The following is an 11,002-nucleotide window of genomic DNA, read 5'->3' as shown; positions in this document are numbered from 1 at the left end:
CGGCGGTTCGGCGGTCGAGCGTCCCCGCCGAGCGCGACACCTCCCAGCGGGCGATTCGGAGGACGGTCCGGGCGTGTGCGACGAGCCGCGTTCTGAGGTCGGTCACGACTGGCTGTTTCCTCCGACGACGCGCGGTTCGTGCTCGTCGCCGCCGCGCGAACCGGGAGCCGCCTCCCCGCGGCCGCCCTCGGCTTCGCTCGTCGTCGGGGCCTCGCGAGCGAGGCGGAGGAAGATGTCCTCTAAGGACGCCTCGTCGGTTCGGATGTCGGCGACGCGGCCGCCGGCGGCCTCGGCGCGCTCGCGGAGCGATTCGACGGCCGCCATCTCGTCGACGACGGCGACGTGGCGCTCCTCGCCGTCGACTTCGTCGTCCGCGGGGAGCGTCTCCGCGAGCGGGACGGTCGTGAACACGCGGTACGTCGTCTCGCCGTGTTCCGCGCGAATCTCGGGGACCGTCCCGCGGGCGATGATTTCCCCGCGGTTCATGATGACCACGCGGTCGCAGATGGACTCGACGTGAAACAGGTTGTGCGCGCTGAAGACGACGGTCTTGTCCTCGTCGCGGAGTTCGCGGACGAACTCCAGGACGACGTTCGTCGTCAGCGGGTCGAGACCGCTGGCCGGTTCGTCGTAGATGAGCAGGTCGGGGTCGTTGACGAGCGACCGGGCGATGGCGACCTTGCGCTTCATCCCCTTCGACATGTCGCCGAGCCGGCGGTCGCGGTATTCGAGGTCGAGGCGGTCGAGCACCGCGCCGGTTCGCTCGTCGGCCACGTCTCGGGGCACGTCGTAGAGGTCGGCGAAGAACCGGAGGTACGACCGCGCCGTCATGTCCTCGTACAGCGGTGACTCCTCGGGGAGAAAGCCGAGTTTGCGCCGCATCGCCGGCTCCTCGGGGTCGTATCCGAGCACCGAGGCCGACCCGCCGGTCGGTTCGACGAGTCCGGCGAGCATCTTCAGCGTCGTCGTCTTCCCCGCGCCGTTGGGGCCGACGATGCCGAACACCTCGCCCGACTCGACCGAGAAGTCGCTTCCCACGACGGCGGGGAAGTCGCCGTAGGTCTTCCGCAGGTTCTCGACCGTAATCATTGTGAGAGTTTCACGCGGGACGGCATAAAAAGCGTTCGCGCGGGGTTTCAGGATTGATAGCCTTCCCCTTCGCGGGGCAACAGTTTCGTCTCCTTGCGGCCCACGGTGGAAGACGCCCGCGACCGCCGGAAAGCGCCGTCAGTCGTACCTAGTCGTACTCGTAGAAGCCCTTGCCCGTCTTCTTGCCGAGGTCGCCCGCCGCGACCTTGCGCTTGAGCAGGTACGCCGGCTTGTAGCGGTCGCCGAGTTCCTCGAACAGCGTCTCGGAGGCGTCCAGACAGATGTCGAGGCCGATGTGGTCCGCGAGGGTGAGCGGCCCCATCGGGACGTTCGTGCCGAGGGTCATGCCGCGGTCGATGTCCTCCTTTTCGGCGACGCCCTCGTCGTAGGCGCGGATGCCCTCGTTGAGCCACGGCATGAGGATGCGGTTGGTGACGAAGCCGGGCTTGTCGTCGGACTCCCACGTCTCCTTGCCGAGGGCCTCCGAAAAGTCGTGGGCGAACGCGACGACCTCGTCGTCGGTCTTCTCGCCGCGGACGACCTCGACGCCCTTCATAATCGGTACGGGGTTCATGAAGTGGAGGCCGACGACGAGTTCGGGGCGCTCTGTCGCGGCCGCGATGGTCGTGATGGAGAGCGTGCTGGTGTTCGTCGCCAGCACGACGCCCTCCGGCACGATGTCGTCGAGGTCGGCGAAGACCTCGCGCTTGACGTCCATGTTCTCGACCGCCGCCTCGACCACGAGGTCGCAGTCCGCGAGGTCCGCGAGTTCGGTCGTCCCCGAGACGCGCCCCTTCGTCGCATCGGCCTCGTCCTCGGTCAGTTTCTCCTTGGAGACGAACCGCGAGAGGCTGTCGTCGATGGCCGACAGGCCGCGTTCGACGTACTCCGTTTCGAGGTCGCGCATGACCACGTCGTAGCCGGCCATCGCGGCCACCTGCGCGATGCCGTTGCCCATCGTTCCCGCGCCGACGACGCCCACCGTGTCGATATCTTCGGTATCGTACATGTCCGGGTCTGCGCGAGGTGGGGAGGTAAAACTTGCCGATGCGTTCGGAATAGTGACAGACTCGTGACTGTCACGGGAAGACTCAAGTCGGGCGCAAGAATGGGGATATGCAACGGTGATTGGGGTGAATGACGCCGGCAGATACGACGAAGACGACGCGGGCGGGGACGGAGGGGAAGCCGTCTCGGACGCGCACCGGAGCGACGAGGAGGGCACGGACCGGGCGAACGGGCCGGACGAGGGGCCATCGGACCCCGACGAGGCGCTGACCCACCTGCTCAGACCGCGGGGCGACCGCGCGAGCGACGGCGTCCCGACCGAGCTACAGGACCTGAAATACGTCGGCCCGGCGACCGCCGAGTGCCTCGCCGGGGCGAACATCGACGCGGCCGCTATCGTCGACGGCGAGGTGTGCTACCGCGACCTCGTCGCCGCGGGGACGAACCCCGGCGTGGCGGCGAAGATTCGGCGCTGGCACTCGCTTTCGTGGTCGTTCAACTCCGGCGACGACCTCGACCGGCGCTCCTCGCAGGTCCGCGGACTGGGCGACGACGAGCGCGCGTGGGTCGCCGCGAGTTCGGGCGACTGGGACGAGACCGACGGCGCAGCCGACACCGACGACGGCGACAGCAACGGCGAAGCCGGCGATTGGACCCCGAGCGGCCGGGGCGAGGCGGCGGGGAAAAACAGGCCCGCGCGAGACGGGGACTGGACGCCGTCGGGTTCGGGGGACGGGGGAGACGGGGCGGACGTACACTCGGAGCCGACCGCGTCGGGCGATTGGACGCCGACCGGGACGACGGGGGCGTCCGCCGACGGCTCGGGCGACGCGCTCGCGGCCGAAGAGGCGTGGCGCGAACGGTCGAAACCCGAACCGCTCACGACGCTCGCCGGCATCGGCGAGGACGACGCCGAACTGCTCGCGGAGGCGGGCGTCCGCTCCGTCAGACGGCTCGCCACCGCCGACCCGGAACACGTCGCAGACGCCCTCCAAATCGACCCGACCGTCGTCAGCGCGTGGAAGGCGCAGGCGCGCGACGCGATGGAGTGAGTCTCGGTTGCAACTCCCCCCGGCCGAATTTTTACTATCTGAGTAGTAATTTTTATTCGGAAGAGATTATCCCGTAATATTTCGTTACGAACTTCATAACCACCATATTCAACAATATTCCCTAAACGACCCTAGACGTAGTCTTTATATAGGTAGTTACACCATTTTGAATCAGATGATGCCCGGCTCCGACACGGCCGTCGACTCCCCGCAGACGGTATCTTCCGCCCCGACGACGTTCGGGGGGAGTTCCCGCCTCGCCGACGATTCGCCGACGACTCGCCGACGCCCCGAGGGGTGGGCCTGATGGCGACGACGGACGTCAACACCGCCGACACCGCCCGCGACGTGCGGACCATCGACGGCGTGGTCGACGTCATCGCGAGCACCGCGCCCGAGATTCGAACCGGCCTCCCCGGTCGGCGCGTCACCGCCGAAGAAGAGAACCCGAGCGGCGAGACGCAGATGGCCGCCGACGTGTTCGCCGACGACCTCCTCTGCGAGCGCATCGGCGCGCTCGACGGCGTCGGCGAGTACGCAAGCGAGGAGCGCCCCGAGTCGGTCGACGTGGGCACCGGCCGCCTGTCGGTCGCGGTCGACCCGCTCGACGGCTCGTCGAACCTGAAACCGAACAACACGATGGGGACCATCTTCGCGGTCTACGAGTCGCCCCTCCCGGCCCACGGCCGCGACCTCGTCGCCGCCGGCTACGTCCTCTACGGCCCCGTCATGACGATGGTCGTCGCCCGCGACGGCCACGTCGACGAGTACGTCATCCACGACGACGCGAGCCACGAACTCGTCCGCGAGGACGTCACGCTCCCCGACGAGGGGTCGGTGTACGGCTTCGGCGGCCGCGTCCCCGACTGGACCGACGACTTCGAGGCGTTCGCCCGCGAGGTCGAACAGGACCCCTCGCGCAAGCTCCGCTACGGCGGCTCCATGATCGGCGACGTGAACCAGATTCTCACCTACGGCGGCATCTTCGCGTACCCCACGCTGGAGTCCGCCCCCGAGGGCAAACTCCGCGTCCAGTTCGAGGGCTACCCCATCGGCTACGTCATCGAGACGGCCGGCGGCGCGACCTCCGACGGCACGAAGTCGCTTCTCGACGTGGACAAGGACGAACTCCACGCGCGGACCCCGATGTACGTCGGCAACACCGACCTCATCGCGAAGCTCGAAGCCGCGCTCGCCTAACTCGGAACTTCGTTTTCGGTGGCAGAAACGACCCGCTGAGCCGCGGCAGTCGCCGTCTCGGCCGCGAGGCGACCGAACGCGTACGCCGCGGTCGCACGTCTGGCGGCGTCGGTCGCGGCCGAATCGTTCCGCCGCGCCGACTCGCGGAGGTGTTCGAGATGCCGGTCGCCGCCGAGAACCACGTCTTCGGCGTACCGGAGTCGCTCCCGTTCGACCGGCCCCGGATTCGACCCGAGCGACTCGCAGAGGGCGTCGACCGCCCGCCTACGGGTTCGAACCACGGTCGCTGCCGCGTCTGCCTTCGGGAGGCGCTCGGCATCGAGCGCGTCGAGAACGCGCGCCCGGATGCGGATTGCGTGGACGACCCCCGCGAGCGCGTCGAGCGCCGTCGCGGGTGCGCCGCGGTCGAGCGCCGCGCTCGCTTGTTCAGTGTCGGGTGCGAGCCTCGCGACGACCATCGCTTCGACGGGTCGACCCGTCGGAACGGGTTCGAACTCGGCGACGGTCTCGCTCGTCGCTCGGAGAAGCCTCTCAGCCGCGGCGGTCATCGGTCGGCGAAGGTCCGACGTGTGTTCGAACACGCGTTCCCGCTGTCCGTCGACGAGCGCGCCCGCGTCGGCGAGGGCGACACGAGTCGCCACGACCTCGCCCGCCGACATCGCGAGATACTGCACGCGCTCGTCGCCGTCCGCCCGTTCGGCTTTGTCGAGGTCCCACGACCCCGCTTCGAGCGCGGCGTCCGCGCGGTGAATCCGTTCTTCTATCGCACTCGCAACGACGATTCCGGCGGGGACCGTCGTCGCCCGGTACTCGATATCGCGGCGACGCTCGGCCACCAGCGGTCCGAAGTCGTCGAGCCGGTTCCGGAGCGCCGACTCCGTCGCGATTCCCTCGGCCGCGTCGAGCCAACCGTGGCCTTCGCCGAGCGTCTCGCGGGCGTAGCGAATCGCGTCGAGCGCCGCCGTTCGCTGGTGGCTCCCGCTCAGGAATCGCCGCGCATCAGAGAGGTCGTCCCGCGCGGACGCCACGGCGCGGTCGCTCGCGTCGAGTTCGGCCGGGAGGTTCGAGAGTCGGGCGTCGAGTCGCTCCGCGCGCTCCCGTGCAATAGTTCGCCCCGTCGTCAGGTATCCGTTCGGGAGCGGGAGCGAAGGCGAGCCAACAGTCGGAATCGGCGTTTCGCTCGCGTCGTCGAGCGTCTCGCGGTCGTACTTCGGACGACCGATGCACCCGGCGAGCGCACCGACGCCGAACACACCGACCGCTTCGAGGAGGGACCGTCGAGAGAGCGGAAGAGACACGTTGGTCCTGCGGGCGCATCGGGCCTATCGCTTTCGCCCGACCGGCAAATCATACATGGAAAACCATTTTGAATACGGTGGTGCATCACCGAGTATGAAGGTCAGAATCGGCGACGGCGCGACCGGCGACGAGGCCGAGGCCATCGCCAGCGCGCTGGCGCGACACCTCGGGACGGACGTGAACGTCTTCGTCGGCGACGGCGAGGAGGCCGTCGCGGACGCCGAACCGCCCGCGGACACCTTCCCGCTGGACGACGACATGGGACCGACCGAGCGCGAGGAGAAACTCCGCGAGGAGATAGCGGACATCCTCGGCGGCGGTCCCGAGAAGTACAAACAGCGCCTGCCGGAGTCGGGAAAACTGTTCGTCCGCGACCGCCTCGACCGCTGGTTCCCGGAGGGGCTGGCGTTCGAGGACGGCAAGTTCGCCAACTTCGACTCGTGGCACGAGAACTCCCCCGAGGTCGACGAGGCGGACCCGAACACCCGCCTGCCGGGCGACGGCCTCCTCACGGGTGCCGCCGAGTTCGAGGGCCGCGACCTCCACTTCATGGCCAACGACTTCACCGTCAAGGCCGGGTCGATGGCCCGCCGCGGCGTCGAGAAGTTCCTCCGCATGCAGCAGCGGGCGCTCAAGACCGGCAAGCCGGTGCTCTACCTGATGGACTCCTCCGGCGGCCGCATCGACCAGCAGACCGGCTTCTTCGCCAACCGCGAGGGCATCGGGAAGTACTACTACAACCACTCGATGCTCTCGGGGTACGTCCCGCAGATTTGCGTCCTCTACGGGCCGTGCATCGCCGGCGCGGCCTACACGCCCGTCTTCGCCGACTTCACGGTCATGGTCGAGGGGATGTCCGCGATGGCCATCGCCTCGCCGCGCATGGTGAAGATGGTCACCGGCGAGGAGATCTCCATGCAGGACCTCGGCGGCGCGCGGATGCACGCCGAGGAGTCCGGAAGCGCCGACCTCGTCGCCCGCGACGAGGCGCACGCCCGCGAACTCGTCTCCCAACTCGTCACCTACCTCCCCGACAAGGCCGGCGAGAAGCCGCCGCGCTCCGAGTCGAAACCGCCGCGGTACTCGCCCGACGGCATCGACGAACTCATCCCCGAGTCGCCGAACCGCCCCTACGACGCCCACGACCTCATCGAGCGCGTCGTCGACGCCGAGTCCGTGTTCGAACTGAAGCCCGACTACGGCAAGGAAATCGTCACCGCGTTCGCCCGCATCGACGGCCGGCCGGTCGGCATCGTCGCCAACCAGCCGACGGAGCGCTCGGGGGCCATCTTCCCCGACGCCGCCGAGAAGGCCGCGGAGTTCATCTGGACCTGCGACGCCTACGAGATTCCGCTCCTCTACCTCTGTGACACGCCCGGCTTCATGGCCGGCTCGCAGGTCGAAAAAGACGCCATCCTGGAGAAGGGCAAGAAGTTCATCTACGCCACGTCGTCGGCGACGGTGCCCAAACAGACCGTCATCGTGCGGAAGGCCTACGGCGCGGGCATCTACGCCATGGGCGGCCCCGCCTACGACCCCGAGAGCGTCATCGCGCTCCCCTCGGGGGAGATCGGCATCATGGGCCCCGAGGCCGCCATCAACGCGGTGTACGCGAACAAGCTCGCCGACATCGACGACCCGGAGGAACGGGCGCGGATGGAAGACGAACTCCGCGAGGAGTACCGCGAGGACATCGACGCCCACCGGATGGCGAGCGAGGTCGTCATCGACGAAATCGTCCCGCCGTCGACCCTCCGCGACGAGCTTGCGGCCCGCTTCGAGTTCTACGCGGACGTGGACAAGTCGCTCCCCGACAAGAAGCACGGAACCGTCATCTGAACCGGTTTCGGCGGTTAATGCTCCGTTTTTCCGGCCGGTATTCTCACGATAACTGACCTAAGCGGCTCGTACTGAGGACGGTCGGAGTGGTACGAACCTCATCGTCGGCCGACTCCCGTCCCGTCCCACTCGTCCCGTCCGTCCCGTCTCGCCGCGGCTTCGGGAACTGTCGCCTGCCGATAGCCCGCCATGAGCCACGAAGTTCCCCTTCCCGAGACGCCCCGAGCGGCATTCGCACACGCGGTAAGCGACGAGCACGTCCTCTGGACCGTGACGATGCTGGCGTTCGTCCTCGACGTGTTGACGACGCTCTACGGACTGGGCCGGGGACTCGCCGAACTGAACCCCGTCGTGCTCGCGCTCATTCCCGTGTTCGGGCCGGTTGGCGCGCTCATCTCGCTGAAACTCGTCGTGCTCGCGGTCGCGGTCGTCGCGTGGCGCGCCCTCCCGAGTCGCTACCGCGGGGCGATTCCCATCGGCGTGGCCGTCCCGTGGGGCGTCGCCGGGCTGATGAACACCCAACTCATCCTCGTCACGGTGTTCGGGTAGGCCGCCGGAGCGAGTCGACCGAGACGGCCCACGCGAGCCCCGCGAGCCCGATGTCGCGGGCGAGCACGTCGCCGAACAGGCCGCCCTCCGCGACGAAGACGACCGCGAGATAGAGACACGTCGCCGACAGCGAGACGGCCGCGACGGCGCTCGCGAGGGCGGTGTAGCGGTCGGCGAGGATGGCCGCGCCGAAGCCGACTTCGAGGACGCCGTTTGCGAGCATGAACGTCACCGGCGAGACGACGAGCAGCGGCGCGAGCCACGGGACGACGTACGCCGACCACGAAAGCGGGTCCAGAAGCTTGTGGACGCCCGCGGCGAACACCATCGCGCCGAGGCCGACCCGGGCAAGCGTCGTCGGGTCCGGTGCGCGGGCGGCGACCGACGCGGCCCGGTCGGTGGCCGAAGAAGCCCAGTCGGCCGCCGAGGCGGACCGCGCGGGGCGGTCGTCGAAATCCATGTCCGGCCTAGCGACGCCGGGGAGAAAACGGTGCGGGTGGGCGTGGAACCGCAGAGCGACGCAGTCTGGGCCGACTCAGTCGCCGTCCGCGTCGACGGCGAACTCGCGTTTCAGCGACAGCGCCGTGCGCTCGAACTCGCAGACGAGGTCGTCGTGCTGGTTGAACACCTCGACTTTCATCGTCACCACGCCGCGCTCGCCGTCGGAGGTCTCGCGCTTGTCGAGGACGGTCGTCTGCGCCCGGAGCGTGTCGCCGTGGAACACCGGGTTCGGGTGGGACACGTCGTCGTAGCCGAGGTTCGCCACGATGGTCCCGTCGGTCGTGTCGGGAATCGAGAGGCCGACCGCGAGGCTCATCGTGTAGAGGCCGTTGACCAGTCGCTCGCCGAACTGCGAGTCGCCCGCGAACTCGGCGTCGAGGTGGAGCGGCTGCTGGTTCATCGTCATGTCGCAGAAGCGCTGGTTGTCCGACTCCGAGACGGTGCGTCGCTTCTCGTGTTCGATGGTCCGGCCGACCTCGAACTCCTCGTAGTACAGACCGGTCATGGCGAAACGTGTGATAGACCGTGATAAAATCGTGCCGGTCGCCCCGCATCGCGTGACAACTATTGCCCCGAGCGAAAGGAGATAACAACCATTATAATTATCCACAATAGAGGATTGCGAAAGCGCCCGATTGCGGCTGATTCGGTCGGCCGTCCGGTCGGCGATTCGGCCGTCACTGCGGGCGCGGGACGACGCGTCTGTCCCCCGGCACAGCCGGCGCTCGGCCGGCACGACCAATCATGGCATCCGCAGCACCATCCACCGCGACGGACGACGAACCGACCGAAGAGACAGCCCTCCAGACGGCCCGCCGACAGCTCGAACGCGCGGCGGCGAACCTCGACGTCGACCCCGGCGTCATCGAGCGGCTTCGACACCCGAATCAGGTCCACCGCGTCTCGGTGCCGCTCGAACGCGACGACGGCTCGACCGCGGTCTACACCGGCTACCGCGCCCAGCACGACAGCGTCCGCGGGCCGTACAAGGGCGGCCTCCGGTTCCACCCCGCCGTGACCGAAGCCGAGTGCATCGGGCTCTCGATGTGGATGACGTGGAAGTGCGCCGTGATGGACCTCCCGTTCGGCGGCGGCAAAGGCGGCATCGTCGTCGACCCCAAGGACCTCTCGGCCGACGAGAAAGAGCGGCTCACCCGCCGGTTCGCAGAAGAGCTTCGGCCCTTCATCGGCCCCACGAAGGACATCCCCGCGCCCGACATGGGCACCGACGCCCAGACGATGGCGTGGTTCATGGACGCCTACTCGATGCAGGAAGGCGAGACGAAGGCGGGCGTCGTGACGGGTAAGCCGCCGGTCGTCGGCGGGAGCGAGGGCCGCGACACCGCGCCCGGCCGCTCCGTCGCCATCATCGCCCGCGAGGCCATCGGCTACCTCGGCTGGGACGTCGAAGACACCACCGTCGCGGTCCAGGGGTTCGGCTCGGTCGGCGCGCCCGCCGCGCGACTCCTCGACGACGAGGGCGCGACGGTCGTCGCCGTCTCCGACGTGAACGGGGCCATCTACGACCCCGACGGCCTCGACACGCACGACGTGCCGACCCACGAGGAGGAACCCGAAGCCGTCATGAAGTACGACGCGCCGCGGAAGCTCTCGAACGAGGAACTGCTCGAACTCGACGTCGACGCGCTCATCCCGGCCGCCGTCGGCAACGTCCTGACCGCCGAGAACGCCCGCGACGTGCGGGCTGACCTCATCGTCGAGGGCGCGAACGGCCCGACCACGTCGGCCGCGGACGAACTGTTCGAGGAACGCGAGATTCCGGTCGTCCCCGACATCCTCGCCAACGCCGGCGGCGTCACCGTCTCGTATTTCGAGTGGTTGCAGGACCTCAACCACCGCTCGTGGTCGCTCGAACGCGTCCACGACGAACTGGAGACCGAGATGCTCCGCGCGTGGACCGCCGTCCGCGAGCGCGTCGAGGAACACGACGCGACGTGGCGCGACGCCGCCTACATGGTCGCGCTCGAACGCGTCTCCGAGGCGCACGAACACCGCGGCCTCTGGCCCTGAACCGGGTCGCCGACGAGTCGATATTTCACCGCTCCCCTCGATACACACACCATGCCCCGACGAAGCGTCCTGTTTTCCCCCGGCGACCGACCCGAACTGCTGCGGAAGGCCCCCGGCGCGGGCGCGGACGTGCTCGTCTTCGACCTCGAAGACGCCGTCTCGCCCGACAGGAAAGCCGAGGCTCGGGAGACCGTCGCCGCCGTCCTCTCGGACCCCGACTTCGACCCCGACGCCGAGGTCGCGGTCCGCGTCAATCCCGGCGACGCCGGCCGCGACGACATCGACGCCGTCTGCGCCGCTCACCCGCCCGACGCGCTCGTCGTCCCGAAGGCGGCGAGCGCCGACGACGTGACGAGCGTCGCCGACGCGGCCCGCGAGGTGGGCGCGGACTGTCCGGTCATCGCCATCGTCGAGAGCGCGGCGGGCGTCCTCGC

General features: G+C 68.7%; 11 protein-coding genes. 6 read left to right on the top strand and 5 right to left on the bottom strand.

Features of this window, described 5'->3' with window-relative positions; translation table 11 throughout:
* Positions 1–102 precede the first annotated feature (102 nt).
* Both BN996_RS07530 and BN996_RS07525 read right to left on the bottom strand, forming a co-directional pair.
* Complete coding sequence (locus tag BN996_RS07530; protein WP_042662474.1) at positions 103–1,089, bottom strand: ABC transporter ATP-binding protein; 987 nt, start codon at positions 1,087–1,089, stop codon at positions 103–105.
* 148 nt (positions 1,090–1,237) lie between these two features.
* On the bottom strand, positions 1,238–2,098 hold the full coding sequence (locus BN996_RS07525; protein WP_089777970.1) for a 3-hydroxyacyl-CoA dehydrogenase family protein: 861 nt from the start codon (positions 2,096–2,098) through the stop codon (positions 1,238–1,240).
* A 124-nt stretch (positions 2,099–2,222) separates the two neighbouring features.
* Between BN996_RS07525 and BN996_RS07520 the strand changes: the two genes are divergently transcribed.
* Both BN996_RS07520 and BN996_RS07515 read left to right on the top strand, forming a co-directional pair.
* Positions 2,223–3,149, top strand: coding sequence for a helix-hairpin-helix domain-containing protein (locus tag BN996_RS07520; protein WP_089777969.1), 927 nt, complete (start codon positions 2,223–2,225; stop codon positions 3,147–3,149).
* 306 nt (positions 3,150–3,455) lie between these two features.
* Positions 3,456–4,349 carry a class 1 fructose-bisphosphatase gene (locus BN996_RS07515; protein WP_089777967.1) on the top strand — a complete coding sequence of 298 codons (894 nt, stop codon included), beginning with the start codon at positions 3,456–3,458 and terminating at the stop codon, positions 4,347–4,349.
* Here BN996_RS07515 and BN996_RS07510 read toward each other — a convergent pair.
* Entirely contained in the window at positions 4,346–5,647 is a 1,302-nt protein-coding gene (locus tag BN996_RS07510) for a hypothetical protein (RefSeq protein ID WP_089777962.1), read from the bottom strand. The genes BN996_RS07515 and BN996_RS07510 overlap by 4 nt on opposite strands.
* A gap of 94 nt (positions 5,648–5,741) precedes the next feature.
* Between BN996_RS07510 and BN996_RS07505 the strand changes: the two genes are divergently transcribed.
* Together BN996_RS07505 and BN996_RS07500 are read left to right on the top strand one after the other, a co-directional pair.
* Positions 5,742–7,487 carry an acyl-CoA carboxylase subunit beta gene (locus BN996_RS07505; protein ID WP_089777960.1) on the top strand — a complete coding sequence of 582 codons (1,746 nt, stop codon included), beginning with the start codon at positions 5,742–5,744 and terminating at the stop codon, positions 7,485–7,487.
* 189 nt (positions 7,488–7,676) lie between these two features.
* Complete coding sequence (locus tag BN996_RS07500; protein WP_089777958.1) at positions 7,677–8,036, top strand: DUF5658 family protein; 360 nt, start codon at positions 7,677–7,679, stop codon at positions 8,034–8,036.
* On the opposite strand, the gene BN996_RS07495 is transcribed toward BN996_RS07500, so the two are convergent.
* Together BN996_RS07495 and BN996_RS07490 are read right to left on the bottom strand one after the other, a co-directional pair.
* Complete coding sequence (locus tag BN996_RS07495; RefSeq protein ID WP_089777956.1) at positions 8,020–8,496, bottom strand: DoxX family membrane protein; 477 nt, start codon at positions 8,494–8,496, stop codon at positions 8,020–8,022. The two genes, BN996_RS07500 and BN996_RS07495, sit on opposite strands and share 17 nt — an antisense overlap.
* 75 nt (positions 8,497–8,571) lie before the next feature.
* Positions 8,572–9,072: a MaoC family dehydratase gene (locus BN996_RS07490; protein ID WP_342341512.1), complete on the bottom strand. Its 501-nt coding sequence runs from the start codon at positions 9,070–9,072 to the stop codon at positions 8,572–8,574.
* 209 nt (positions 9,073–9,281) lie between these two features.
* On the opposite strand from BN996_RS07490, the gene gdhB reads away from it, so the two are divergent.
* Together gdhB and BN996_RS07480 are read left to right on the top strand one after the other, a co-directional pair.
* Positions 9,282–10,568, top strand: a complete 1,287-nt coding sequence (gene gdhB, locus BN996_RS07485) for a glutamate dehydrogenase GdhB (protein WP_089777951.1) — start codon at positions 9,282–9,284, stop codon at positions 10,566–10,568.
* A 51-nt stretch (positions 10,569–10,619) separates the two neighbouring features.
* Positions 10,620–11,002: aldolase/citrate lyase family protein (locus BN996_RS07480; protein ID WP_244878212.1), on the top strand; the 383-nt coding region annotated here is incomplete at its 3' end.

Origin of the sequence: Haloferax massiliensis (assembly GCF_001368915.1) — an archaeon.
Classification (GTDB): Archaea; Halobacteriota; Halobacteria; order Halobacteriales; family Haloferacaceae; genus Haloferax; species Haloferax massiliensis.
This window is presented reverse-complemented; position numbering and strand designations above follow the sequence as displayed.

Bases quoted from the DNA above. Each gene is read 5' to 3' on its own strand.
- BN996_RS07530 (WP_042662474.1), bottom strand. From the start codon at position 1,089: ATGATTACGGTCGAGAACCTGCGGAAGACCTACGGCGACTTCCCCGCC.
- BN996_RS07500 (WP_089777958.1), top strand. From the start codon at position 7,677: ATGAGCCACGAAGTTCCCCTTCCCGAGACGCCCCGAGCGGCATTCGCA.
- gdhB (WP_089777951.1), top strand. From the start codon at position 9,282: ATGGCATCCGCAGCACCATCCACCGCGACGGACGACGAACCGACCGAA.
- BN996_RS07505 (WP_089777960.1), top strand. From the start codon at position 5,742: ATGAAGGTCAGAATCGGCGACGGCGCGACCGGCGACGAGGCCGAGGCC.
- BN996_RS07525 (WP_089777970.1), bottom strand. From the start codon at position 2,098: ATGTACGATACCGAAGATATCGACACGGTGGGCGTCGTCGGCGCGGGA.
- BN996_RS07515 (WP_089777967.1), top strand. From the start codon at position 3,456: ATGGCGACGACGGACGTCAACACCGCCGACACCGCCCGCGACGTGCGG.
- BN996_RS07495 (WP_089777956.1), bottom strand. From the start codon at position 8,496: ATGGATTTCGACGACCGCCCCGCGCGGTCCGCCTCGGCGGCCGACTGG.